General features: G+C 58.4%; 17 protein-coding genes. 10 read left to right on the top strand and 7 right to left on the bottom strand.

Annotated features, from left to right (window positions below; genetic code table 11):
- Window positions 1–14: 14 nt before the first annotated feature.
- Both ACIQU2_RS12260 and ACIQU2_RS12255 read right to left on the bottom strand, forming a co-directional pair.
- Window positions 15–1,502 (bottom strand): hypothetical protein, encoded by a 1,488-nt coding sequence (locus tag ACIQU2_RS12260; RefSeq protein WP_403140864.1) that lies wholly within the window; start codon window positions 1,500–1,502, stop codon window positions 15–17.
- Window positions 1,503–2,079: 577 nt separating this feature from the next.
- Window positions 2,080–3,102 carry a zinc-dependent alcohol dehydrogenase family protein gene (locus ACIQU2_RS12255; protein WP_403140862.1) on the bottom strand — a complete coding sequence of 341 codons (1,023 nt, stop codon included), beginning with the start codon at window positions 3,100–3,102 and terminating at the stop codon, window positions 2,080–2,082.
- Window positions 3,103–3,370: 268 nt separating this feature from the next.
- On the opposite strand from ACIQU2_RS12255, the gene ACIQU2_RS12250 reads away from it, so the two are divergent.
- The 7 genes from ACIQU2_RS12250 (at window position 3,371) to ACIQU2_RS12220 (ending at window position 15,002) form a co-directional block, all read left to right on the top strand.
- A complete protein-coding gene (locus ACIQU2_RS12250; protein ID WP_347804706.1) occupies window positions 3,371–4,288 on the top strand; it encodes a LysR family transcriptional regulator in 918 nt (305 codons plus the stop codon).
- A 323-nt stretch (window positions 4,289–4,611) separates the two neighbouring features.
- On the top strand, window positions 4,612–5,865 hold the full coding sequence (mexE, locus tag ACIQU2_RS12245; RefSeq protein WP_033054979.1) for a multidrug efflux RND transporter periplasmic adaptor subunit MexE: 1,254 nt from the start codon (window positions 4,612–4,614) through the stop codon (window positions 5,863–5,865).
- A 15-nt stretch (window positions 5,866–5,880) separates the two neighbouring features.
- Complete coding sequence (locus ACIQU2_RS12240; protein WP_403140858.1) at window positions 5,881–9,063, top strand: efflux RND transporter permease subunit; 3,183 nt, start codon at window positions 5,881–5,883, stop codon at window positions 9,061–9,063.
- Window positions 9,060–10,481, top strand: a complete 1,422-nt coding sequence (locus ACIQU2_RS12235; RefSeq protein ID WP_403140856.1) for an efflux transporter outer membrane subunit — start codon at window positions 9,060–9,062, stop codon at window positions 10,479–10,481. The genes ACIQU2_RS12240 and ACIQU2_RS12235 overlap by 4 nt, the downstream gene beginning before the upstream one ends.
- 179 nt (window positions 10,482–10,660) lie before the next feature.
- Window positions 10,661–11,716 carry a tetratricopeptide repeat protein gene (locus tag ACIQU2_RS12230; protein WP_403140853.1) on the top strand — a complete coding sequence of 352 codons (1,056 nt, stop codon included), beginning with the start codon at window positions 10,661–10,663 and terminating at the stop codon, window positions 11,714–11,716.
- Window positions 11,717–11,832: 116 nt separating this feature from the next.
- The gene (locus ACIQU2_RS12225; RefSeq protein WP_347806135.1) at window positions 11,833–13,335 is read left to right on the top strand and encodes an ATPase domain-containing protein; all 1,503 of its coding nucleotides are present in this window, start codon (window positions 11,833–11,835) and stop codon (window positions 13,333–13,335) included.
- Between the two features lie 14 nt (window positions 13,336–13,349).
- Window positions 13,350–15,002 carry an ATP-binding protein gene (locus ACIQU2_RS12220; protein WP_403141244.1) on the top strand — a complete coding sequence of 551 codons (1,653 nt, stop codon included), beginning with the start codon at window positions 13,350–13,352 and terminating at the stop codon, window positions 15,000–15,002.
- Window positions 15,003–15,136: 134 nt separating this feature from the next.
- On the opposite strand, the gene ACIQU2_RS12215 is transcribed toward ACIQU2_RS12220, so the two are convergent.
- The 5 genes from ACIQU2_RS12215 to ACIQU2_RS12195 all read right to left on the bottom strand — a co-directional run bounded on the left by ACIQU2_RS12215 (window position 15,137) and on the right by ACIQU2_RS12195 (window position 21,681).
- A complete protein-coding gene (locus ACIQU2_RS12215; protein WP_008146959.1) occupies window positions 15,137–15,514 on the bottom strand; it encodes a response regulator in 378 nt (125 codons plus the stop codon).
- A gap of 77 nt (window positions 15,515–15,591) precedes the next feature.
- Complete coding sequence (locus ACIQU2_RS12210; RefSeq protein WP_347806137.1) at window positions 15,592–16,773, bottom strand: hybrid sensor histidine kinase/response regulator; 1,182 nt, start codon at window positions 16,771–16,773, stop codon at window positions 15,592–15,594.
- On the bottom strand, window positions 16,767–17,360 hold the full coding sequence (locus ACIQU2_RS12205; protein ID WP_403140851.1) for a chemotaxis protein CheB: 594 nt from the start codon (window positions 17,358–17,360) through the stop codon (window positions 16,767–16,769). Before ACIQU2_RS12205 ends, ACIQU2_RS12210 begins: the two co-directional genes overlap by 7 nt.
- Complete coding sequence (locus ACIQU2_RS12200; protein WP_403140849.1) at window positions 17,357–18,190, bottom strand: CheR family methyltransferase; 834 nt, start codon at window positions 18,188–18,190, stop codon at window positions 17,357–17,359. Before ACIQU2_RS12200 ends, ACIQU2_RS12205 begins: the two co-directional genes overlap by 4 nt.
- Complete coding sequence (locus tag ACIQU2_RS12195; RefSeq protein WP_403140847.1) at window positions 18,190–21,681, bottom strand: response regulator; 3,492 nt, start codon at window positions 21,679–21,681, stop codon at window positions 18,190–18,192. The genes ACIQU2_RS12200 and ACIQU2_RS12195 overlap by 1 nt, the downstream gene beginning before the upstream one ends.
- A 264-nt stretch (window positions 21,682–21,945) precedes the next feature.
- Between ACIQU2_RS12195 and ACIQU2_RS12190 the strand changes: the two genes are divergently transcribed.
- From ACIQU2_RS12190 to ACIQU2_RS12180, 3 genes are all read left to right on the top strand, one after another.
- The gene (locus tag ACIQU2_RS12190; protein ID WP_347805800.1) at window positions 21,946–22,305 is read left to right on the top strand and encodes a response regulator; all 360 of its coding nucleotides are present in this window, start codon (window positions 21,946–21,948) and stop codon (window positions 22,303–22,305) included.
- A gap of 165 nt (window positions 22,306–22,470) precedes the next feature.
- Window positions 22,471–23,976, top strand: coding sequence for a PhoPQ-activated protein PqaA family protein (locus tag ACIQU2_RS12185; protein WP_403140844.1), 1,506 nt, complete (start codon window positions 22,471–22,473; stop codon window positions 23,974–23,976).
- A gap of 168 nt (window positions 23,977–24,144) precedes the next feature.
- Complete coding sequence (locus ACIQU2_RS12180) at window positions 24,145–25,440, top strand: glycosyltransferase (RefSeq protein ID WP_347805802.1); 1,296 nt, start codon at window positions 24,145–24,147, stop codon at window positions 25,438–25,440.
- Window positions 25,441–25,509 lie beyond the last annotated feature (69 nt).

Here is a 25,509-nt window from a genome sequence, read left to right as displayed (position 1 = left end):
CAAACCACGCACTTTCAGCGCCCCGCTGACCATTCATCCGCCACCGCCGTGTCGTCGTCGTAGTCGGCTGCTGCTTGCACACCCGCGCCGTCGATTTCCAGCGCGCCTGCCCTACCCTCATCCGCAGACACCGGGCCCATGCGGTAAAGCTTGCCGATCAAGCTGACAGGCAACCCGCTGACGTCGGTCATCCATTGCAGAACCTGCTCCGGCACCGGATTGCCCTGCATTGCCCGGTGCAAATCAGGCATCGCCACGAGCATGCCGGGGTGGCACTGACGCAGAAAACGCTCAAGCGCCGCGCCATTCTCGACGAAAGGTGAAAAAAGCAGGCACACCAGTTGAGCCTCGCTCAGGCCAAGGTTTTTTTGGGCCTCGGCCGCTGCCAGCACGCGCTGCTCGGCCAACGTTGCCGGATTGCCGAACGCCTCTACCGCTTGCTCGCACAACCGTTCCGCCAGCTGTTTGCGCCGCATCATCACCAATGCCCGTTGCAGGTATTCGGCAACACCCGTCTCGTAGTCGCGGTCGAGCACGAAGCACGACTGCAACCCCCGCATGTGTGCAGAGATAGAAAGACTGACGTACTCGTTGTCGCTGAGCTGAGCCGCCAGTTCGTCAGGTTGAAAACCGAGAAACTCTGTGAGCAGCGGCCAACGCTCTTCCAGGTTGCTGACCAGCATGTCGTGAATGTCGATGTACGTGGCACGACGACAGGCCTCAAATCGTTCGGCCGGACGCCACGCAACTTGGCCATGCTCAGCATAAAAAGCGCGGTAGCAGTCACTGCCCAGTTCATCGAGCAACGCGAAAAGCTCCTCGTAGCCGGTTTCGTGGTGATTCGTGGTCTTGAGCCCGGCCTTGGCGGCAGCACGCTTCAACCCCTCGAGAAACTGCTTCTGCTGACGAGGTGAGTCGCTGCTGATCAATGCATCGACACCGCTGTCCCAACGAGCTATTTGCCCATAGAACTCGCCGGTGGCCAGATACCCGTCGTCCCACAGATCAAGCGGCCCGTTCCAGGCGCGTCGATGGCCCACCATCAAAAGATTGAGCCGATTCGACTCACGGCCGCCTTCGGAAATCGGTGTCAGGTGGTTGAACGGCAGGACTTCCCGGTTATCGACCATCAACACTTCGACCCGAGGATCGTCGTAGAGGAACAAGGCGCTGTAGCTGCGATGGATGTTTTCCAGGGCCGTCGGGCTTACATCGTTCAAGCGCAAGGATGCCACTCGCAACTGGAATGTCGCTGGCGCCCGGCCGGCGATACTCAGTTGTGCAGCGCGCAGCAGCGCCAGGGTGTAACAACTGTCACGGGACCCGGACTGAATCGCCAAGACCTTGTAATCGCTAATACGCTCCATGCCCCCGGCGGCCACCACCAGTCGCTGAATCATCAGCTGCAATGCCGTGCGTTCGGCGCGCGAGAAGAAACTCAGCAATCGCTGCAGCACTTGCTGATAGACATAGTTCATCGCTTGGTCATGGATATTGGTCATCTTTATTTACCTGATGCTTTTAAGTTCGATATCGCGCCAACAACGACACGCATTGCGCAATGGGTTGCTTGCCACGATTGAAGTACTGGACGTTATTGCCAAATGCTAGCACTTAAGCCTTTAGTAATTATTTGAAATAACTAGAAGTCTCCCCTGCTCCCGCCAGAGACAGGTGGCCGCGAACCCCCGCAGAGCCAGCCTCTTGCGACTGCGGGCGACATCCTAGGAAATGTCCGACAGCGTCCCACAGACAATTAGCACAAAAAATAGAGAAAGAAGTCACCCATGTTTTTTTGGCAACTGCGCAACAACGAACTATTGGTCGGATATGTATTAACAGTGTGTATTGAAAAGTATCAAGCCGATACCCAGCCATGACTCATTCCTTGAGATGAAAGTAATCATTCAATTATCAAGGCTTATATGATGATTAGAAGATACAGATTGAGAGCAAAAACCAGTTCAGTTGCTGAACTGACCCATTGATGGGGTAATGGGACGTCTCATTTTGGCAGGTGCTGAAAACAGAAGAGTCCGTGGGGGCACGGACTCTTGCAGAGGGGCTTACATGAAGGGCTTATGCAGGTTCGACCTGGAGGGCGACCCGTTCGCGGCATGGGCATTCGTCCATGTAGCGGTGTGCTTCTACAAACTCGGCAAACGGGAAGACCCGAGTCTTGAGCGGCAGCAGCACGCGGTCGGCGGTCAGCTGGTTGATGTCGCGCAAGGCGCGTTGCAGTGCGACCTGGTCCTGGATGATGCCCAGTTCCGGCTTGCCGGTGAAGTTGCCGATGCAGTGCACAAAGAACTGGATGTTCTTCTGGAACGCTGCGCAGGCCGGGAATGGCGTCTGGTTGCCACCTTGCAGGCCGTACAACACCAGGCTGCCGCGAGGTGCAAGCACATCGCCAAGCAACGACATCTGTGGACCGCCGAGACCGTCGAACACAACGTCCACGCCACGGTTGTCGGTGATCTTGTTGATCTGCATCAGCAGATCCTGTTCCTCGGTGACGATGACTTTCTCGGCACCCAAGGACAACAGGTACTCACGCTCTTCCACCGTCTTGGTCGCGGCAATGACCCGGATACCCAGAGCCTTGCCCAGCTGTACAAAGGACGGACCGGCACAATGGCTGGCGTCGGTCACCAGAGCGAACTGCCCGGGTTTGACCCGTGCCAGATCGACATAAGCGAAGTAAGCGATCAGCAGCGGCGTGTAATGCACGCTGGCTTCGATCGGGCTGAGCACGTCCGGGTAACGGGTGAGTGCCGAGCGCGGCAGAACGATCTGCTCGCCGTAGACAGGATAATCGTTGGGGCTTTCAGCCGGGAAGCTGGCGACCTTGTCACCGACTGCCAGATCATCGACGCCCTCGCCGACCGCCGTCACGACGCCGGACATTTCATGGCCAAGGCCTGAAGGCAGACGAGCGTGGGACGAGGCCAGGTTCTGGCGCCAGAGAATGTCGTACCAACTGATGCCAATCGCCTCGACGCGCACCTGCACTTCGCCCGGCGCAGGGAGAGCGGCCGCATGCTCTTCGCATTTGAGCACCTCGGCTGGACCAAACTTGTGAAAACGGATCGTGCGGGACATCGCAAACCTCGTCAAAGAAACCTCTAATGCCCTGAACTCTATCTGGGCTTTCTACCCAAGACTATCAGTGGCTATTAATAGTCGACATGCCTGTCATTGATTCCGCAGCGCCGGCGACATCGTCAAATGCCGTGAAAACCGAAGCAGCCTTTTCAGGAAAACTGAATTACTCGGTGCAGAGTAGCAGCCTTTCCCCGTAATATTCATGCCGGCCATTGTTCTCATATGGCCGCTCTCGTCAAGCTTGATGACTCTGCCAGGACTCCAGATGAATCGTAATGACCTGCGTCGTGTCGACCTGAACCTGTTGATCGTTTTCGAAACATTGATGCACGAACGCAGTGTGACCCGCGCTGCGGAAAAACTGTTCCTCGGCCAGCCGGCCATCAGTGCGGCGCTCTCGCGCCTGCGCGGGCTGTTCGATGATCCGTTGTTCGTGCGCACCGGCCGCAGCATGGAACCGTCCGCCCGGGCAGTGGAAATCTTCGCCCTGCTCTCTCCTGCACTGGATTCGATTTCCACCGCAGTCAGCCGTGCGGCGGAATTCGACCCGGCCACCAGCACCGCGGTGTTTCGCATCGGTCTGTCGGACGATGTCGAGTTCGCGTTGCTGCCGATGCTGCTCAAGCGCCTGCGCGCCGAATCACCGGGGATCGTGCTGGTGGTGCGTCGGGCCAACTACATCCTGATGCCGAGCCTGCTGGCCTCGGGCGAAATTTCCATCGGCGTCAGCTACACCGCCGACCTGCCGGCCAACGCCAAGCGCAAAGTACTGCGCCGCAGCATGCCAAAGCTGTTGCGGGCCGACACGGTGCCGGGGCCGTTGAGCCTGGATGATTTCTGCGCACGGCCTCATGCGCTGGTGTCGTTCGCCGGCGACCTGAGCGGCTTTATAGATGAAGAGTTGGAAAAGCTCGGACGCAAACGACATGTGGTGCTCGCAGTGCCGCAGTTCAACGGACTCAGCACACTCATCAGCGGGACCGATATTGTCGCGACCGTGCCGGATTACACGGCTGAAGCCTTGACGGCGGCCGGTGGTGTGCGGGCTGAAGACCCGCCGTTGCCGGTGCGCAGTTTTGAATTGCACATGACCTGGCGCGGGTCGCAGGATAATGATCCGGGTGAGCGTTGGTTAAGGTCGCGGATTCAAATGTTCTTTGGTGATCCGGATAGTTTGGCCTGATCCTGATTATGTGTGAGGGCTTCTTGCCCCATCGCGAGCAAGCTCGGCTCCTACAGGGAATTTCATCAACGCCACACATCCCTGTAGGAGCCGAGCTTGCTCGCGATGGCAGCGACTCGATCTAACGCCTTATCTTTGCACTCCCCGCAACACAGAATTGTCATCAATCCAATTGATAGCCGCCTAACGAAAGGTGCACGCTAGAGAGCTTGGCTGGGGCTTATATCATTCCGAATGATAGTTACCTTTGCCTCATTCGATTCGTGCGATACAACCTCGCCGAGCATCATCCGTCCATTCTCAATACATTGGCGGATGCATCCATGGAACAATCACTCAAACATTTGCGCTTCCCGTTGGCCCTGTTGGCCGTACTGGTGATGAGCGCCTGCGGCAAGACTCCGGACACGGCCGCCACTATGCCCGCAGCCAAGGTCAGCGTGGCCAAGGTGCTGGAACAACCGGTCAACGAGTGGGACGAATTCACCGGGCGCCTCGAAGCGCCGGAAACCGTAGAAATACGTCCACGGGTCTCTGGCCAGATCGATGAAGTGGCCTTCACTGAAGGCGCTTTGGTCAAGAAAGGCGACTTGCTGTTCCAGATCGACCCGCGTCCATTCCAGGCCGAGGTTCGCCGCCTCGAAGCCCTGGTTGCCCAGTCCCGCGCCAACGCCACCCGCAGCGAAAACGAATCCCAGCGTGGCGAACGTCTGCGCACCAGCAACGCGATCTCCGCCGAGCTGGCCGACTCGCGCACCAGCGCGGCTCAAGAAGCCCGCGCCGCCGTCGGTGCCCTTCAGGCGCAACTGGACCTGGCCAAACTGAACCTGAGTTTCACCCGTGTTACCGCGCCGATCAGTGGTCGCGTCAGCCGTGCGGAAATCACCGCCGGCAACCTGGTGACCGCCGATACGACCGCGCTGACCAGTGTGGTGTCCACTGACAAGGTCTACGCCTACTTCGACGCCGACGAGCGCGTGTTCCTCAAATACACCCAGCTCGCTCGCCAGGGCAAACGCGGTGCTACCACGCCGGTTTACCTCGGCCTCTCCAACGAAGACGGCAACCCACACCAGGGCGTGATGAACTTCGTCGACAACCAGGTCAACCCGAAAACCGGCACCATCCGCGGTCGTGCCGTGTTCGACAACAGCGACGGCGCCTACACCCCAGGCCTGTATGCACGTTTGAAACTGGTCGGCAGCGGCACCTATTCCGCGGTGCTGATCAACGACGAAGCGGTCGGTACCGATCTGGGTAAAAAGTTCGTGCTGGTGATGGATGCCGACAACAAAACGGTTTACCGCTCAGTCGAGCTGGGTCCGAAGATCGAAGGCTTGCGCATCGTGCGCAGCGGCCTGAGCAAGGATGACACCGTCATCGTCAAGGGTCTGCAACGGGTACGCCCTGGTTCGCCGGTCACGCCAGAAGTGATCCCGATGGCCAGTGAACAAACCCTCGCGGCACTCGCACAACAACGACAAGCGCTGGAAGCCAGCAACCTGCCCCAAGTCGCACCTGCCAAGGTCGCGCCGGGTTCGGTTGTGAAACTGGCTGCTGCGACTCCACGCGGTTAAGGGACGACAACTCCGATGAATTTCTCCCAATTCTTCATTTCACGGCCGATCTTTGCGGCGGTACTTTCGCTGCTGATTCTGATCGCCGGCGCCATCTCGCTGTTCCAGTTGCCGATCAGCGAATACCCGGAAGTGGTTCCGCCGACCGTTGTGGTCCGCGCCAACTTCCCGGGTGCCAACCCAAAAGTCATCGGTGAAACCGTGGCCGCTCCACTGGAGCAAGCCATCACCGGCGTCGAGAACATGCTGTACATGTCCTCGCAGTCCACCGCTGACGGCAAGATCACCCTGACCATCACCTTTGCGCTGGGCACTGACCTGGACAACGCACAGGTACAGGTGCAGAACCGCGTGACCCGGACCGAGCCAAAACTTCCAGAAGAAGTGACGCGCATCGGTATCACCGTGGACAAGGCTTCGCCCGACCTGACCATGGTTGTGCACTTGACCTCGCCGGACAAACGCTACGACATGCTCTACCTGTCCAACTACGCCTTGCTCAACATCAAGGATGAGCTGGCGCGTCTGGGCGGTGTCGGTGATGTGCAGCTGTTCGGCATGGGTGATTACTCACTGCGTGTCTGGCTCGATCCGAACAAGACCGCTTCGCGCAACCTGACCGCCACCGACGTCGTGACCGCGATTCGTGAACAGAACCGTCAGGTGGCTGCCGGTGCACTGGGTGCGCCGCCTGCGCCGAATGCCACGGCGTTCCAGCTGTCGGTCAACACGCAAGGTCGTCTGGTTTCTGAAGAAGAGTTCGAGAACATCATCATTCGCTCCGGCGAAAACGGTGAAATCACTCGCCTGAAAGACATCGCTCGCATTGAGTTGGGTTCCAGCCAATACGCGTTGCGTTCGTTGCTGAACAACCAACCGGCGGTGGCGATCCCGATCTTCCAGCGCCCTGGTTCCAACGCGATCGAAATCTCCAACGAAGTGCGCGACAAGATGGCGGAGCTGAAAAAGAGCTTCCCGGAAGGCATGGACTTCAGCATCGTCTATGACCCGACGATCTTCGTGCGCGGTTCCATCGAGGCGGTGGTTCACACCCTCTTCGAAGCGCTGATCCTCGTGGTTCTGGTGGTGATCCTGTTCCTGCAAACCTGGCGCGCCTCGATCATTCCGTTGGTGGCGGTGCCGGTTTCGCTGATCGGTACATTTGCCGTGATGCACCTCTTCGGCTTCTCGCTGAACGCCCTGTCACTGTTCGGCCTGGTGTTGGCCATCGGCATCGTGGTGGACGACGCCATCGTGGTGGTGGAAAACGTCGAGCGGAACATCGGACTGGGGCTAACGCCGGTCGACGCGACCAAGCGTGCGATGCGTGAAGTGACCGGCCCGATCATCGCAACGGCGCTGGTGCTGTGTGCGGTGTTTATCCCGGCGGCTTTCATCTCCGGGTTGACCGGGCAGTTCTACAAACAGTTCGCCCTGACCATCGCGATCTCGACTGTGATCTCGGCGTTCAACTCGCTGACGCTGTCGCCCGCCCTGGCTGCGGTGTTGCTCAAAAGCCATGACGCACCGAAGGACCGTTTCTCCAAGGTCCTCGACAAGATCTTTGGTGGCTGGCTGTTCCGTCCGTTCAACCGCTTCTTCGACAAGGCCAGCCATGGTTATGTCGGCACCGTGGGCCGGGTTATCCGCAGCAGCGGCATCGCCCTGCTGCTGTACGCAGGCCTGATGGTGCTGACCTTCTTCGGTTTCGCCAACACCCCGACCGGTTTCGTACCCGGCCAGGACAAGCAATACCTGGTGGCCTTCGCGCAACTGCCGGACGCTTCGAGCCTGGATCGTACCGAAGACGTGATCAAACGCATGTCCGACCTGGCCCTGAAACAGCCTGGCGTGGAAAGTGCGGTGGCCTTCCCTGGCCTGTCGATCAACGGTTTCACCAACAGCCCCAACGCCGGCATCGTCTTCGTGACCCTGAAACCGTTCGATGAGCGTAAAGACCCGAGCATGTCCGCCGGTGCGATTGCCGGTGCGTTGAACGGCCAGTTCGCCGGGATTCAGGAAGCCTACATGGCGATCTTCCCGCCGCCGCCCGTACAAGGCCTGGGCACCATCGGTGGTTTCCGGCTGCAGATCGAAGACCGGGGTAACCTGGGTTATGACGAGCTGTACAAAGAAACCATGAACATCATCAACAAAAGCCACAGCGTGCCGGAACTGGCCGCGCTGTTCACCAGCTACACCGTGAACGTGCCACAGGTCGATGCGGCTATCGATCGCGAAAAAGCCAAGACCCACGGTGTGGCCGTCAGCGACATCTTCGACACCCTGCAGATCTATCTGGGTTCGCTGTATGCCAACGACTTCAACCGCTTTGGTCGTACTTACCAGGTCAACGTTCAGGCTGAACAGCAGTTCCGTCTCGAACCGGACCAGATCGGTCAGCTGAAAGTGCGTAACAACAAAGGCGAGATGATCCCGCTGGCGACCTTCATCAAGGTCAGCGACACCTCGGGCCCGGACCGTGTGATGCACTACAACGGCTTCATCACCGCTGAAATCAACGGTGCGGCAGCCCCCGGCTACAGCTCCGGCCAGGCCGAAAAAGCTATCGAGAAACTGCTCAAGGAAGAACTTCCGAACGGCATGACCTACGAGTGGACCGACCTGACCTACCAGCAGATTCTGTCCGGTAACACCGCACTGTTCGTGTTCCCGCTCTGCGTACTGCTGGCGTTCCTGGTACTCGCGGCTCAATACGAAAGCTGGAGCCTGCCACTTGCGGTGATCCTGATCGTACCGATGACCTTGCTGTCGGCCATCACCGGTGTGATTGCTTCGGGAGGCGACAACAACATCTTCACCCAGATCGGCTTGATCGTACTGGTGGGGCTTGCCTGTAAGAACGCGATTCTGATCGTCGAGTTCGCCAAGGATAAACAGCAGGACGAAGGCCTCAGCCCGCTCGCCGCGGTGCTCGAAGCTTGCCGTCTGCGTCTGCGGCCGATTCTGATGACTTCCTTCGCGTTCATCATGGGTGTTGTGCCTCTGGTCTTCTCCAGCGGTGCCGGTGCCGAAATGCGTCATGCCATGGGTGTGGCGGTGTTCTCCGGGATGCTCGGGGTGACCTTCTTCGGTCTGTTGCTGACGCCAGTGTTCTACGTACTGATTCGTAATTTTGTGGAGCGCGGTGAAAAGCGCAAAGCGGCCAAGGCCCTGAAACTGGAGGCGCAACAATGAGCCTGAAAGCCTTCCTGCCGAGTCTTCTGGTACTGGCCCTGAGTGCCTGTGCCGTCGGCCCGGACTACAAGACCCCAGCCACTGAGCCGGCCAACATCACGACCGCCACCGATGGCAGCGCCGGTCAGACGAACTACGACCGCTCGCGTTTCGAAGGCATCTGGTGGCAGCAGTTCGAAGATCCGACCCTCAACCAGTTGGTGACTCAATCGCTGCAAGGCAACCGTGATTTGCGCGTAGCCTTCGCTCGCTGGAAAGCGGCCCGCGCAATTCGCGATGACGTCAGCAATGACGCCATGCCAACCATCACCAGCCGGGCCAGCAGTGACCTGGGCAAGGGCCAGATTCCGGGCCAGACCACCAAGCGGGTCAATAGCGAACGCTACGACCTGGGCCTGGACATGGCGTGGGAGATCGACCTGTTTGGGCGTATCCAGCGCAACCTGGAATCCGCCGACGCCGAACAGCAAGCGCTCGAAGCCGACCTGTACCAACTGCAAGTCTCGATGATTGCCGAACTGGTGGATGCCTACGGCCAACTGCGCGGTGCGCAGCTGCGGGAAAAGATCGCCTTGGCCAACCTGAATAACCAGCAGGAATCGAGCAAGATCACCGTCAGCCTGCGTGATGCCGGTGTCGGCGATCAGCTCGATGTGGTTCGCGCCGATGCACGCCTGGCGTCCGTCGAAGCCAGCGTGCCGCAATTGCAGGCCGAACAGGTTCGGCAGAAAAACCGCATCGCCACTCTGTTGGGTGAGCGGCCGGATAAGCTGACCGTCGACCTGAGTCCAAAAGACTTGCCTGCGATCGCCAAGGCCCTGCCGATCGGTGATCCGGGTGAACTGCTGCAACGTCGCCCGGACATTCTCAGCGCCGAGCGCAAACTGGCCTCCGCCACCGCCCGTATTGGCGTGGCCAAGGCTGATTTGTTCCCTCGGGTCAGCCTCAGCGGTTTCCTTGGCTTCACCGCCGGGCGCGGTTCGCAAATCGGTTCCTCGGCGGCCAACGCCTGGGCACTGGGCCCAAGCATCACCTGGGCCGCGTTCGACCTTGGCAGTGTGCGCGCCCGTTTACGTGGCGCCGATGCTGATGCCGAAGGCGCCCTGGCGACCTACGAGCAGCAAGTACTGTTGGCGTTGGAAGAATCGGAAAACGCCTTTAGCGACTACGGCAAACGTCAACAGCGCTTGATCTCGCTGATTCGTCAAAGTGAATCCAGCCGCGCCGCGGCCGACCTCGCCCAAATCCGCTACCGCGAAGGCACTGCGGACTTTCTCGTCCTGCTCGACGCCCAGCGTGAGCGCCTGGCGGCTGAAGACACTCAGGCCCAGGCCGAAGTCGATCTGTATCGCGGCATTGTCGCGATTTACAAAGCCCTGGGCGGTGGCTGGCAACCAGAGACGGTCGCCAGCAAGTAAAGTTTTAACGAGCTCCTTTGGTTGGCCGCAACCAACCAATTCCTTTGCCCTGCGCCTCATTCGGTCGCGGGGCTTTTTTTGTCTGCTCACCACGTCCCCCCAACACCGGGTTTGACTCACAGCCTTGCCTGACCGAAGCTGGCAACTTTGCAACAGCTCGCCAGCTCCCGGATTCCTGCATGCCCCATTCCCGCCGCTACTTGCTCATCAGCCTCTGCGTCCTGTTTGCCATCGGCGTTGCCTGGTTTTTCCTGCGCAGCACACCCCCCGCCGTGCCGGAGGCGATCAAGCGTGGCTACAGCGAGGCGCTGAACCAGGCTCGCGCAGGCCAGCCGGGCGCAGCGCGGGTCCTCTACCAGCAATTGGGCCGCCCTGATATATCGCTCAAACGCCGCGTCTGGTTGCATGCCGAACTGCCCAACTACCCCAGCTCCGTGGCCTTGAAACTGGCGGATGCGGACTTGCAGCATGAATCGCCAGACGTGCGTATTGCGGCGATCAAAAGCATCAGCGGTCTGGTGCCCAGCGGTCAGCGCAGCCTGCTGCTGGGCCCGTTACTCGATGACGGCGAACAGCGCGTCCGCTATACCGCCGTGAACGCCTTGCTGGGGCTATCGCCGGACGATCTCGGTTTGTACTTCGGACCGCTGGAGCAAGCCATCGATGCCTGGGAACAGGACCTGAAGAGTCAACCGGAAAGCGCCGACAACCAATATCAATTGGCTCGGCTGCATCTTCATAACGCAGAATGGAAAGAGGCGCAGCAGGCACTGGAGAACACCTTGCGTCTTGCGCCCGGCAACCTGCCCGCGGTGGTGATGCAAATCGACGTGCTGGATCGCCTGGGCCAAAACGATGCTGCCCGGCAACTGTTGGCCAAGCAGCTAAAGGCTCAGCCCGATTCAGCCTACCTGCAACATGCCCTGGGGCTCTGGCTGTTGCATCACGGGCAAAGTGAGTTCGCCCTGCTCGGCCTTTCCAAAGCCGTGGAGCTGGAGCCGGACAACAAGGATTACCGCTACGATCTGGCCACCACGCTTCACGATGAACAGGAGCTGGAAGCGGCGCAGAAACAGTTGCAGGAGATCGTCCAGCGCCACCCGGCCGACCGAAAAGCCCGGGTATTGTTGATCAACTACTGGAAAGAAAGCGGCCAGCTGCAGAACGTACAGATTCTGTTGGCGCAACTTGAACAACTCAATCCCGACGACCCCGCCTTGCAGCAAGGGCTTTAACAACAGCAGAAATTTCGTTGAACTCGTCGTCTCGGCCAAGGGTCAAGAGAACAGGTAGTCCATTCAGGCACTTACGGCCTGCTGCCTCGTTCCCCCTAGTCATGAGAGGGCATTTTTTGTCTACATCTAACGAGTTGATCAGTGCAAAAGCCGCCACCGGCATCGAAGGTCTGGATGACATCCTGGCCGGTGGATTGTCCCGCGGGCATGTGTTTTTACTGGAGGGTGAACCCGGAACCGGCAAAACCACCGTCGCTTTGCATTTCCTGTTGGCCGGCGCTCGTGCCGGCGAGCGCTCGTTGTACATCACGCTGTCGGAAACCGAGCGGGAGCTGCGACAGGGTGCGTTGTCCCACGGTTGGGAGCTGGATGAGAACATCCACATCTTCGAGCTGACGCCCCCGGAAAGCCTGCTCAATGCCGAGCATCAGCAGAGCTTGTTGTATTCCTCGGACCTTGAACTGGGCGAAGCCACCAAGCAGATTTTCGAAGTGGTCGAACGGGTCAAGCCGACCCGTGTGGTGCTCGACAGTCTTTCCGAGATTCGTCTGCTGGCCCAAAGCTCATTGCGCTACCGTCGCCAGATCCTCGCAATCAAACACTACTTTGTGCGCTATGACGCCACAGTGGTGTTGCTGGACGACCTGACCACCGAATCCCTCGACAAAACCGTGCACAGTGTGGCCCACGGCGTCATTCGCCTTGAAGAACTGACCCCCAACTATGGCGCCGAGCGGCGGCGGATCCGTGTGGTGAAATACCGTGGCCAGAAGTACCGTGGCGGGTTTCATGACTTCACCATCATGGGCGATGGCGTGCATGTTTTTCCGCGTCTGGTGGCCGCCGAGCACCGCGGTCGCTATATCCGCCAGCAGTTGACCAGCGGCATCAAGGAGATGGACGCCCTGCTCGGCGGCGGGATCGAGACCGGGTCCAGTACGCTGATCCTTGGCCCGGCCGGTACTGGCAAATCGCTGATCTCGATGATCTTCGCCGCTGCCGCCGTGGCCCGTGGCGAAAAAGCTGCGCTGTTCATTTTCGATGAAGAGCTCGGGTTGCTGTTCGAGCGCATGAAGAACATCGGCATCGACCTCCAGGCGCTGCAAGACACCGGCAACCTGCTGATCGAGCAAGTGGACGCGGCCGAGTTGTCCCCCGGAGAGTTTTCCTACCGGGTTCGTCGCTGTGTCGATGAGGGCGATATCAAGACCGTGGTGATCGACAGCATCAATGGCTATCAGGCGGCGATGCCCGAGGAAAGCGCCTTGGTACTGCACATGCACGAGTTGCTGTTGTACCTCAATCGCCAGGGTGCCGCGACCTTCATGACCGTCGCCCAGCATGGGCTAGTCGGTGACATGCAAGCCCCTGTCGACATCACCTATCTGGCCGATACGGTCATCCTGCTGCGCTACTTCGAGGCATTGGGCAAGGTTCGCCGGGCGATCTCGATCATCAAGAAACGCACGGGCAGCCATGAGTCAACCATTCGGGAATACCGAATCAGCGCTCAGGGCATGACGATTGGTGAACCGCTGGATGCCTTTGAGGGCGTATTGCGTGGCGTTCCCACTTATCTGGGCGCCAGCAAACCCTTGCTTGAGGAACAAAGCCCGTGATTGCCCAGGAAGCGATGTCCGAGCGCGCGATCATTCTCGCGCCGCTGGGTCGCGACAGCCAGATTGCGCTGATGATGCTCAATGAAGCAGGTTACGACGGGGTGATTACTCGGGACCTGGTGGCGTTGTGCAGCGAGCTGGAGCAAGGGGCAGGCTTGCTGCTGATCTCTTCCGAGGCCTTGTTGGGCGGTGATCTTGAACCACTGTTCGAGCTGATCGAGCAACAGCCTGCCTGGTCGGACCTTCCGATTGTATTGATGACCCACCATGGCGGCCCGGAACAAAACCCGGCATCGCGCTACGGCCCACAGCTGGGGAACGTGACCTTTCTTGAGCGTCCCTTTCACCCGGTCACGTTGATCAGCCTGGTGACCACCGCGTTGCGCGGACGTCGACGACAGTACGAAGCCAGGGACCGGCTGATCGATCTGAGTCAAAGCGAACTGCGGTTGCAAAACACCCTCGAAACCCTCGAACAGCAGGTCGAGGAACGCACCGCCCAGCTACGACACAATGAAGAAGCCCTGCGCCAATCGCAGAAGATGGAAGCGGTCGGCCAGCTCACCGGCGGTATTGCCCACGACTTCAACAACATGCTGACCGGCATCATCGGCAGCCTGGAGCTGCTGCGCCGACGTCTGGCCCGTGGGCGCACCGACGATCTGGACAGTCTGATCGACCTGGGCGTGACCTCAGCCAACCGCGCGGCAGGTCTGACCCACCGACTGCTGGCGTTCTCCCGGCGTCAGTCGCTGGACTCCAAACCCGTTGAGATGAACACCCTGGTGGTCTCCATGGGCGAATTGCTTCAGCGCAGCATCAACGAAAGCATTCAGCTGGACATGCAACTGAGCGAACAACTCTGGGTGGCCGAAGCCGATCCCAACCAATTGGAAAGCGCCCTGCTCAATCTGGTGATCAATGCTCGGGATGCGATGCCCGATGGCGGAAAACTGGTGGTGAAAACCAGCAATCAGTCTCTGGACATTGGCTTCACCGAGGCCCAGAGCAACCTTCAACCGGGTGATTACGTGGTGCTGAGTGTCACCGACACCGGGTGTGGCATGCCGCAAAGCACCATCAACCGGGCCTTTGATCCGTTCTTTACCACCAAGCCCATCGGCCAGGGCACAGGCCTTGGACTGTCGATGATCTATGGTTTCAGCAAACAATCACGCGGCCACGTCGCCATTCAAAGTGAAGTGGGCGAAGGCACCACGGTGAGTCTGTTTCTCCCGCGATTCGGCGGTGACGTGCCTCAGGACAACCCGGTGCACATCCAGCACGCTCCGTTCGCACAGAATGGCGAAACCGTGCTGATCGTCGAGGACGATCCGGCGGTGCGGGTGTTGGTCAGTACGGTGTTGAGTGACCTGGGCTATGCCTTCGTCGAGGCTGGCGATGCCGACAGCGCGGTGCCGATTCTCGATTCCGGGCAGCGTATCGATCTGTTGATCAGCGACGTTGGATTGCCCGGCATGAATGGCCGGCAACTGGCGGAAATCGGCCGGCAATACCGGCCGGATCTGAAGGTGTTGTTCATCACCGGCTACGCCGAACACGCGGCGGTGCGCGGCGGTTTCCTTGATCCTGGCATGCAGATGATCACCAAGCCGTTCACCTTCGACCTGCTGACGGCGAAGGTGCGGGAGATGATTCGGATTTGACGCGCCCCCTGTAGCAGCTGCCGTAGGCTGCGTTCGAGGACGAAGTCCTCGCCAAGGGATTGTGTAGCCCAGATAAGCGGCCGCTGCGCGCCCGAACGCAGCCTTCGGCAGCTGCTACACAGAACATGCGGCTCTCAGGAAAGCATTTCCTGCATAAGCTCTTGCAGTACATCCAGATCAAACGGCTTGGCCAGAATCGGTGCTTTACGGGTGATCGGGCTGTCCGTCTCGCGGATTTCCTGCGGATAACCGCTGATGAAAATGACCTTGAGTTCCGGTCGCAGCTTCACGGCGGGTTCAGCAATCTGAACGCCAGAGATTCCGCCCGGCAGGCGGAAGTCGGTGATCATCATGTCCAGATGTGGTTTGCTCGACAGAATCTCGAAGGCCTGCTCGCCGTTTTCGGCCTGCAATACCCGATAGCCCTCCCCCGACAGATAGGCCGACAGCACCATCAAAATCGAGGGGTCATCTTCGACGATCAATACGACGTCTTGTGCATCTTCACTCATGGGAAGCCTTTGTTCGGTCAATAGCTGCTGATACGACCGTGGGGTCGATCAGAGGTTGCGTTTATCTGGCTGTTTTCCTACAGCGGCAGACAAACGCGAAACAAGGCGCCTTCGCCAATCCGGCTTTCGACGGTAATGGAACCGCCATGGGCGGCCACAATCTGTTCGGAAATAAACAACCCCAGGCCCAACCCCGCGACAGCGTGTTTGGCCGTGACGCGTTCGAACTGCTGGAAAATACGCTTCTGGTTCTCTTCGCTGATACCGATCCCAAGGTCGCGCACTTCCACCCGAGCCTGACCGCTCTCACTGTACACCTTAACGGTGATCGGACTCTTGGCGCCGTAGCGCAAAGCATTGGTCAGCAGGTTGGAAATCACCTGTTCAATGCGAAATTCGTCCCAGTTGCCCACCACCGGTTGCTCGGCCTCGAAGGTGACCGAGGACTCGGCAGCATCGATCTGCGGTGCAAAGTTCTGCAACAAGCCGCGAACCAGCGCCGACATATCGAAGCGCGTCGGTCGTATCGACAACTTGCCGGTACGAATGCGCGACACATCGAGCATGTCTTCGATCAGGCGGATCAGGCTTTTGATCTGCCGCTCATCGCGATCGACCATCGCGTGCATCTTGTCCAGGGTGAACGCCGCGGCGTTATCCCGGGCCAGGTGCATCTTGCGCAACTGGGTTTCGAGGATCAGGCCATTGAGCGGCGTGCGGACTTCGTGGGCGACGATGGACATGAAGTCATCACGCATGCGCACCGCTTGCTCCAGTTCCAGCTGGGTACTCTGTAACTGCTTGAGCAGCGCTTCCTGCTCACGGCGGCTTTGCTCCAGTTCTTCGACCTGCTGTTTCATTGCCTTGCTTTGGCGAAACAGTTCGACGAACACGTTGACCTTGCTCTTGACCGCATGAATATCCAGCGGCTTGTAGAGGAAATCCACGGCGCCGCTTTCGTAGCCCTTGAACGCGTAGTTCAGCTCACGACCGGCCGCACTGACGAAGACAATCGGGATGTTCCTGGTCTTTTCCGTGCCGCGCATCAGCTCGGCCAGCTCGAAGCCGTTCATGCCGGGCATCTGCACGTCGAGAATAGCCATGGCGAATTCGTGTTGCAGCAACAGCGACAAGGCTTCGTCGGCGGACAAGGCTTTATAGACGATACGGTCTTCGCGCTTGATCAGTGCCTCGAGCGCCAACAGGTTCTCCGGCAGATCGTCGACGATCAGCAGTTTGGCTTGGATAGTACTTAGCATGCGATTCGTTCCAGCTCGACAAGCAGACGGCCGATGCCGCGTATAGGGAGAATGTGGTCCGGCTGGTGTAGATCAAGCGCAGCCTGAGGCATGGTCGCGACCTGGGCTTCATCCGGGTCCTGGACGATGGTCATGCCGCCACGACGCTTGACCTGGGCCAGGCCGTGGGCGCCATCACGGTTGGCTCCGGTCAACAACACCGCGGCCAGGGCTGAACCGTAGGCATCGGCGGCCGACTCGAACAGGTAATCGATGGCCGGTCGCGAATAATGCACGCGGGCTTCCAGGCTCAAGGAAAAACTGCGGTCTTGCTCCACCGACAAGTGATAACCCGGTGTCGCGAAATACAGCGTTCCGGCTTCAACCAGCGTCTTGTCGCGGGCTTCCAGTACAGGCATGGATACTCGCCGTGCGAACACCTCGGCCAGAGGGCTGCGACGTTCGTCCGGCAGGTGCAAAACCACGATGATCGGCAGCTTGAAGCCTTCTCGCAATGGGCTGAGGATGTTCAGCAACGCCTCCACACCGCCGGCCGAGGCGCCAATCACGATGGCCTCTATAGAAGGCAAATCGGGTGCACTGTTCATGATTTGCGGTAAATCCGTTCTTGTTTGACCAACGGTTCGAACTGGTTGCCGTAGGCCGAAAAATCCAGGGTTTCCTTGCTACCCAGCACCAAAAATCCTCGATGACAAAGGGATTCATGGAACAAACCGAAAGCACGATCCTGAAGCTTTTTGTTGAAATAAATCAATACATTACGACACGAAATTAATTGAGTTTCTGAAAAGACACTGTCGGTCGCCAAGCTGTGATCGGCGAAGGTCACGTTCTCACACAGCGTCTTGTCGAAAATGGCGTAACCGTAAGCCGCCGTGTAGTAGTCGGCGAACGAACGCTGGCCACCTGCCTGCTGGTAGTTATGAGTGTAGGCGCGGACATTCTCCATGGAGAATATCCCTTGCTTGGCTTTATCCAGCGAGCGCGGATTGATGTCGGTGGCGTAGATGATGGTGCGATCGAGCAAGCCTTCTTCGCGCAGCAGAATGGCCATCGAATAGACCTCTTCACCGGTGCTGCAACCGGCGATCCAGATCTTGATCGAGGGGTAAGTCTTGAGCAGCGGCACCACTTCCTTGCGGATCGCCAGGAAATGCGAAGGGTCGCGGAACATTTCGCTGACCGGGATCGTCAGCAGTTGCAACAACTGCATGAACGCCGTCGGGTCGTGCAGGACCTTTTCCTGCAACGCTGAAATGGTCGTGCACTCGAACTGGCTCAACGCGTGATTGACCCGGCGCTTGATCGAAGCGCCGGAGTAGTCGCGAAAGTCATAGCTGTATTTGAGGTAGATCGCCTCGATCAACAAGCGAATTTCGATCTCGCTATTTCGCTCCACTGAATAATTGCGTTCCACTAAATGCGTTCCATTTTCGGTAACCACACGCGAATCAGCGAGAACAGGCGATCCAGGTCAATGGGCTTGGCCAGGTAATCATTGGAGCCCGCTTGCAGGCAGCGCTCCTGATCGTCCTTCATGGCCTTGGCCGTCACCGCGATGATCGGCAGCTTGCGCCAGCGCGGGTCCTTGCGGATCTCGATGGTGGCTTCGTAGCCATCCATCTCCGGCATCATCACGTCCATCAACACCAGATCGATGTCCTCGACTTCATTCAGTCTTTCAATCGCTTCACGACCGTTTCGGCCGATGACCACGACTGCACCCTTTTGCTCCAGGGCGCTGGTGAGGGCAAAGATGTTGCGCACATCGTCGTCCACCAGCAGCACCTTGCGACCCTCGAAAACCTTGTCGCGACTGCGCGCGGTCTTGAGCATCCTCTGGCGTTCATGGGACAACCTGGATTCGACTTTGTGCAGAAAGAGTGTGACCTCATCCAGCAAACGCTCGGGCGAGCGGGCGCCCTTGATGATGATCGAGCGCGAATACTTGCGCAGGTCGGCCTCTTCGTCCCGGGTCAGGTTGCGCCCGGTGTAGACGATCACCGGCGGGAACGAGCAGATGTCTTCCGTGGACATGCGCTTGAGCAAGTCGTTGCCGAGCATGTCCGGTAGCTTCAGGTCGATGATCATGCAGTCAAAAATTGTCGTGCGCAGCAGGTTCAGTGCATCCTGGGCCAGGCCCACGGCAGTGATCTCGATGTCATCGTCGCCGATCAGTCGGGCAATGCTGTCGCGCTGCACATCGTCGTCTTCGACCAGCAGGACGCGTTTGACTTTCTGGGTCAGCTTGGCCTCAAGGCGGGCAAACACGTCCTTGAGTTCTTCGCGGGTAGTCGGCTTGACCGCGTAACCAATGGCGCCCATGTGCATCGCGGCTTCGACCCGGTCTTCCACCGAAATCACATGCACCGGAATGTGCCGGGTTTCAGCGCGTTCCTTCAGGCGTTGCAACACAGTCAACCCGGAATGATCCGGCAGACGCATGTCCAGCAGAATGGCGTCCGGGATGAATTCCCTGGCCAGGTCGTAACCCTCGTCCGCGCCGTGCGCCACCAAGCACTGATACCCCAGCTCATGCGCCAGGTCATAAAGAATATTGGCAAAGTTCGGCTCGTCTTCCACCACCAGAATGCAACGAGTGGCGAATGGCGCCTTGGTGCGATCGTCGTCGAAACGCGGGATATCGACTTCGGCAATCAACGGCACCAGCGCGGCGGGCGTCACTCTCGGTGTAATGGCAACCGGCGTGGCTCTCATCGGCTCGACAGGATCCTCGCCCGGTTCAACGTATTGCTGCGGCAAAACCAGCGTAAACACACTGCCCTGCCCCGGCTCGCTGGTGACACTGATGGAACCGCCAAGCAAGGCGGCCAGGTCACGGGAAATCGACAAGCCCAGGCCGGTGCCGCCGTAACGGCGATTGGTGGTGCCATCGGCCTGGCGGAAGGCTTCGAAAATGCTGTCCTGCTGATCCGCGGCAATGCCAATCCCCGAATCGCGAATGATAAAGGCGATACCGTCGCCTGGCTGACTGGCAACCGTCAGGCTGACCGTGCCTTTTTCGGTGAATTTCACCGCGTTGGACAGCAGGTTCTTGATCACCTGCTCCAGACGCTGGCGGTCGGTGAAGATCATCATGGGCGCACCGGCCTGCACCTCGACCTGGAAGTCCAGCTTCTTGTCGGCAGCCAATGGCTGGAACATCCCGCGCAAGCCATCCACCAGGCGCGCGATACTGGTGTTCTCCGGTCGCATTTCAAGCTTGCCGGCCTCGACCTTGGAAATGTCGAGAATGTCGTTGATCAAGTTGAGCAAATCATTGCCGGCAGAGTAGATCGACTCGGCAAACATGACCTGCTCGGCGCTGAGGTTTTCCTGGGGGTTTTCCGCCAGCAGCTTGGCGAGGATCAACGAGCTGTTCAGCGGCGTGCGCAACTCGTGGGACATGTTGGCGAGGAATTCAGACTTGTACTTGCTCGAGCGTTGCAACTCTTCGGCGCGTTCTTCGAGCTGAGTCTGGGCCTGATTGAGCTCGGTGTTCTTCAGGTCCATGGCGTCGCGCTGGTCGGCCAGAATCTGCGCTTGCTCGGCGAGTTGCTCATTGGTTTGTTCAAGCTCGACCTGCTGGGTCTCCAGATGCGCCTGAGACTCCTTGAGAATCCGCGACTGCTCTTCCAGCTCTTCGTTGGCGGTCTTGAGTTCTTCCTGCTGGACTTGCAGTTCTTCATTGAGCTGCTGGGTTTCGGCCAGCACTTCCTGCAAGCGCTGGCGATAGCGAGCGGCCTCGATGGACGTGCCGATGTTGCCGGCAATCAGTTCAAGCAATTCGACATCACGGTCCGTCAGCGGGCGCAGGAAGCCCAGTTCGATCACACCGTTGACCCGATCGTCGTCACTGGTCGGCACCACCAGCACGCTATGGGGAAGACCTTCGCCCAGGCCGGAGCTGACCTTGAAGTAATCGCTCGGTACATCATCAAGACGAATCAAGCGAGCCTGGTTCGCCACCTGGCCGACAATGCCTTCATCGCTGTAAATCTGCTGTTCGCGCGCTTCCTGCTCGCGGGAGAAACCGTAAGAGGCAATGCGCTTGAGTCCACCGTGCTCTTCACGAACATAAATAGCTGCTACGGCGGTGCCCAGGTACTGCGCGCAGAACTGCAGAATGTTGCGGCCCAGCAGATTAAGCGACAGTTGCCCCAGCACTTGTTCGGCCAGTTCGGTCTGGCCATTGCGCAGCCAGGCCTGCTGTTCCAGACGCTGGGCGCTGGCCTGTTGCAAGGCGAGGTTGGCGCTGTAACTTTGTGAAAGGTTGAGCAAGTCCCGACGGCCAATGTAGGCCAGCAATGCGCTGATCCCGGCGATGAACAACAGATAAAGGCTGATGCTCCAGATCGTGGTGCGGCGCACTTCCTCGTTGCGGGTGGTGCGCAACTGTTGCTCCATGTCGATCACGTCTTCGAATTGCTTGCGGATCTCATCGGTCAGCCGCTTGCCGCGCCCGGCCTTGACCGCGCTGCGGTAATCGCCGCTGGATCGCTGCAATTCAATTATTGTCTGCGCGAAAGTGGCCCACTCATTCTGCAAGGCCTGGAGCCGGTGCAGGCGGTCGGTCTGCACCGGGTTGTCCGCGGTCAGTTCGAGCAAGGTATTGAGGGCGACAGCGATTCGCGGCTTGGCCGTTTCGTAGGGTTCAAGGAAGTGCTCGTCGCCAGTAAGCAGGAAGCCGCGCATACCGGTTTCCAGATCGACGGTCAGCTTGGTCGCTTCATTGGCGTTATTGATCACCCGGTCGGTGTGCTCGACCCACTGGATCACCGACAGCAGGTAAGTGATCAGCGAGACAAAGAACACTGCACTGAGCACGCCGACACCCAACGGCAGGCTGACGTTGCGGCTCAGGAGTTTACGAAATCGTTGCTCATCAACCGAAGACGCGGATGTCATGGGGGAAACCTTGTCGAGCTGTTGAAAACCAAGGAGTTTGCCCCAAAAGCGGCGGATTGATCCAATTTTTTGACGCGTTTTCGCGCAAAATCCTACATTCCACTGCTCCAACGCAAAGGAGCGGTTATCCTTGTCAGCACGAGTACAGCTATTCTTTTTTCCACGGCGTTGGGAACTTGTCGGGTTCCGTCACTTACTCAAACAAGAGCCCGGCGATTTCGATCGATCGGCAACCGCGAATTCAATCTCTGAGAACCCCCCACTATGTACTCCAACACGTCCATCATCCTTGTAGTCGAAGACGATGACATTGTGCGCATGCTGATTGTCGATGTGCTGGAGGAGCTGGAGTTCAAGGTGCTTGAGGCCGATGGCAGTGAAAAGGCGCTGGAATTCCTCAACGATGAGGACCAGTACATCGATTTGATGATGACCGACGTCGGCTTGCCGGTGATGGATGGCCGTGAATTGGCCAACCAGGCCCGGATGCTGCGCCCTGAGTTGCCGATCCTGTTTGCCAGTGGCTATGCCGAAAGCATTGATGTGCCCGAAGGTATGCACGTGATTGGTAAACCGTTTTCCATTGATCAGTTGCGCGACAAGGTCAAAGGCATGCTGGCCTGAGACAGTTGGCTGGGCATCCTGGCCCCACCACTTTTCTGCATAAACCGACGTAAGGCTGCATTTTTCGGCGTTTTTGGGCTCTGACCTGTCAAGTTTGACAGTAGAAAAGGCCGCCCGCCTGGCGTTTGATTGGACCGGTGATCCCACTCATAAGGAACCGAGTCCATGCCGAGTCGAACCCAACGCTACGCACGTTATTTGAAAGTCAGCGGATTATTGCTGATGCTCATCGCCGGATATGGTTGCCAGTCAGCCTCTTCCGACAATCCCCAGCACTGCTTTGAACAGAGCGGACAGGCGTTCAGCGAAGTATTGAGCTGCTATCGCAAAGCCGAAGCGACGCAACCGCTGCGCTACATCAGTAAGGGACAAGAGCAACAGCCCGGCGTCAACATCCGGCGCTTCGAGTTGACGTCACAGTCCTGGGGTCAGGGCGGTCAAGTCGCCCCGGCAGACTGGACCCATGGAGTCGACCTGTACATTCCCGACAACGTCAAGGGTACGCGTGCCGTGCTGGTCGCCAACGACGGCGTCAACAAGCCTTTGCCCGGTGAGTCTCCGGGAGCACCCAACAACTTTTCGCAGCAAACACTGCTCAACATTGCCCGCCAAACCGGTTTGATCGTAGTGGCTGTCAGCAATGTCCCTAACCAGTATTTGACCTACAGCGATGACGGCGTGCCGCGCACAGAAGATGGCAGCGTTGCCCACAGCTGGAAACTATTCATGCAGGCCCCGGAACAACAGCCTTTTATGTCGCTGCATGTGCCGATGATGGAAGCGCTGGTCAAGGCCATGGACCTGGCGCAAAAGGAAACGCAGCCAGGCCAGGTGGTGAGTTTTCTTGCCACCGGCGCGTCGAAACGCGGTTGGGCGGTATGGCTGTCCGCCCTTGCGGACTCACGCGTCGATAGCATCGTGCCGTTTGTCATTGACGTCTTGAACACGGACAAAGTGTTCGACGAGACGTTTCTGACCTACGGCGGTAACTGGCCACTGGCGTACATCGACTACTACTTGCAAGGTGTGATCGCCCAACGCAAGACCGAGCCATTCAAGAAGCTGATGCAGGTCGAAGATCCGATGACCTATCGGAATCTGTCCGGCTATACCGACCGCTTGAAGATCCCGAAATACATCGTCAACGCCAGTGGCGATGACTTCTTCATCCCGGATGCTTCACGCCAGTATCTTGCGGACCTGCCGGGTGACAATACACTTCGGGTCATTCCCAATTCCGCCCACGATGTGCGGGCGTTTGTTGAAGCGAACCTGATTCCTTATATCAAGCGGCGGCAGACCGGCAATACCGCACCGAGATTAAAGGCACAGGAACAACGCCTGGACGCCACATCGACCAAGTTGCACCTGACCTTGTCCGAAATGCCGATCAGGACGACTCAGTGGACAGCGCTCAACCCAAAGGCCCGGGACTTCCGGTACAACTGCGGCGTGCGCTACACCGCAAAACCATTGCCGGTCGCAATGGACGTCCAAGCGACTCTCCGTGCTCCCAAGGTGGGTTGGGCCGCAGAGTTCTTCGAAGCTGAGTACGCGGACGGCGTTGTCGAGACGACGATGGTCAAGGTTCTTCCGGATACGTATCCGAATCAGGCGCCACCCGCCGATGAGGCGTTTTGCAGAACGCTACCCGCCACCCTGGGTCAGTAAATCAAGACACGACAATCTCAACCCTTTTGCTCTGTGGGATTGTCGTGTTTCCTTGACTGTTCTCGGTCATCCATTTTCTTGCGCCTGACACCGGAGCGTTCAGTTCAATGCCACGCTTGCTGTGGTTTAATTGCGCCCCTGCCCGATTACCCGTCTCAAGGAATACCGATGACCCAGCCCCGCGCAACCAAAGTCCTCGTCATTGGTTACGTCTGGCCCGAGCCCCGTTCTTCAGCGGCCGGTGGGCACATGATGCAAATTCTCGAGACCTTCTTGCAGCAAGGCTGGAACATTACGTTCAGTAGCCCGGCTGGCACCGGTGAACACCGGGCAGACCTGACGGTCTTGGGCATTCGCGAAGTCCCGATCGAATTGAACAACAGCAGTTTCGACACGTTCATCAGCGAACTGGCCCCGGATATCGTTCTGTTCGATCGGTTCATGATGGAAGAACAGTTCGGCTGGCGAGTTGAGAAGCACTGCCCCGATGCCTTGCGCGTGCTTGAGACCTCCGACCTGCAAAGCCTGCGAGATGCCCGCCATCAACGCCTCAAGGAGCGTTTGAAGGCCAGTGACGACGCCAATGACTTCAACGATTTGTTCGCCCCGGCGTTGCGTGAAGAGTTCGAACTCATGGCCGAGACCGATCTGGCCAAACGGGAAATCGCAGCGATTTATCGTTGCGACTTGAATCTGATGATCTCCGAAGTAGAGATCGAGTTGCTGATCGAGCAATTCAAGCTGCCGCGCCACTTGCTGCACTGGTGCCCGCTGATGGTCGATCTACCGAGCGTGCCACCGGTTTCTTTTGAAGACCGCGCGCACTTTCTCAGCATCGGCAACTTCCGTCATGCGCCCAACTGGGATGCGGTGCTCTGGATGAAAACCACTCTCTGGCCGCTGATTCGCGCACAACTGCCAACGGCTCAATTGCACATTTACGGTGCTTACACACCGCCCAAAGCGACTGCGTTGCACAACCCTGGCCAGGGGTTTCATGTGATGAACTGGGCGGAAGATGCGTTAGAAGTCATGTCTTGCGCGCGGATATGCCTGGCCCCCTTACGCTTCGGTGCCGGCATCAAAGGCAAGATTGTCGACGCCATGTTGTGTGGCACGCCCACGATCACAACGCCAATCGGCGCAGAAGCGATGCACGGCGAACATCTCTGGCCCGGCGCGGTAGCCAGCACAGCACAGGCGTTCGCCGATTGCGCGGTTCGGCTGTACAAGGATGAAACACTTTGGACAGACGCCCAATCCCTGGGTCAGACATTACTGGCTGATCGTTATCGACAGTCCGAACATGGCCCGGCATTGATCGAAAAGCTGGTGTACTGCCAACAACACCTGACGCAACTTAGAAGTGATAATTTTACAGGTAGCATGTTGCGTCATCACCATCACAAAAGCACGCAATACATGGCGCAATGGATTGAGGCAAAGAATCGAAATCCGCTATAACACTCACCCTAATAACAAACATTTTGCATTATCACTATTATTGACCAAGCTTAATACCATCTCTATAAA

This window comes from Pseudomonas sp. NPDC098740, assembly GCF_044760065.1.
GTDB lineage: Bacteria > Pseudomonadota > Gammaproteobacteria > Pseudomonadales > Pseudomonadaceae > Aquipseudomonas > Aquipseudomonas rossensis.
The sequence above is the reverse complement of the archived record's forward strand: the minus strand, read 5'-3'. Positions and strand labels throughout refer to the sequence as shown.

Excerpts from the sequence above, each read along its gene's own strand:
- ACIQU2_RS12215 (WP_008146959.1), bottom strand. The coding sequence starts at position 15,514 with ATGAGTGAAGATGCACAAGACGTCGTATTGATCGTCGAAGATGACCCC.
- ACIQU2_RS12235 (WP_403140856.1), top strand. The coding sequence starts at position 9,060 with ATGAGCCTGAAAGCCTTCCTGCCGAGTCTTCTGGTACTGGCCCTGAGT.
- ACIQU2_RS12255 (WP_403140862.1), bottom strand. The coding sequence starts at position 3,102 with ATGTCCCGCACGATCCGTTTTCACAAGTTTGGTCCAGCCGAGGTGCTC.
- ACIQU2_RS12205 (WP_403140851.1), bottom strand. The coding sequence starts at position 17,360 with ATGAACAGTGCACCCGATTTGCCTTCTATAGAGGCCATCGTGATTGGC.
- ACIQU2_RS12185 (WP_403140844.1), top strand. The coding sequence starts at position 22,471 with ATGCCGAGTCGAACCCAACGCTACGCACGTTATTTGAAAGTCAGCGGA.
- ACIQU2_RS12210 (WP_347806137.1), bottom strand. The coding sequence starts at position 16,773 with ATGCTAAGTACTATCCAAGCCAAACTGCTGATCGTCGACGATCTGCCG.
- ACIQU2_RS12220 (WP_403141244.1), top strand. The coding sequence starts at position 13,350 with ATGTCCGAGCGCGCGATCATTCTCGCGCCGCTGGGTCGCGACAGCCAG.
- ACIQU2_RS12250 (WP_347804706.1), top strand. The coding sequence starts at position 3,371 with ATGAATCGTAATGACCTGCGTCGTGTCGACCTGAACCTGTTGATCGTT.
- ACIQU2_RS12230 (WP_403140853.1), top strand. The coding sequence starts at position 10,661 with ATGCCCCATTCCCGCCGCTACTTGCTCATCAGCCTCTGCGTCCTGTTT.
- ACIQU2_RS12240 (WP_403140858.1), top strand. The coding sequence starts at position 5,881 with ATGAATTTCTCCCAATTCTTCATTTCACGGCCGATCTTTGCGGCGGTA.
- ACIQU2_RS12190 (WP_347805800.1), top strand. The coding sequence starts at position 21,946 with ATGTACTCCAACACGTCCATCATCCTTGTAGTCGAAGACGATGACATT.
- ACIQU2_RS12180 (WP_347805802.1), top strand. The coding sequence starts at position 24,145 with ATGACCCAGCCCCGCGCAACCAAAGTCCTCGTCATTGGTTACGTCTGG.
- ACIQU2_RS12260 (WP_403140864.1), bottom strand. The coding sequence starts at position 1,502 with ATGACCAATATCCATGACCAAGCGATGAACTATGTCTATCAGCAAGTG.
- mexE (WP_033054979.1), top strand. The coding sequence starts at position 4,612 with ATGGAACAATCACTCAAACATTTGCGCTTCCCGTTGGCCCTGTTGGCC.
- ACIQU2_RS12195 (WP_403140847.1), bottom strand. The coding sequence starts at position 21,681 with ATGACATCCGCGTCTTCGGTTGATGAGCAACGATTTCGTAAACTCCTG.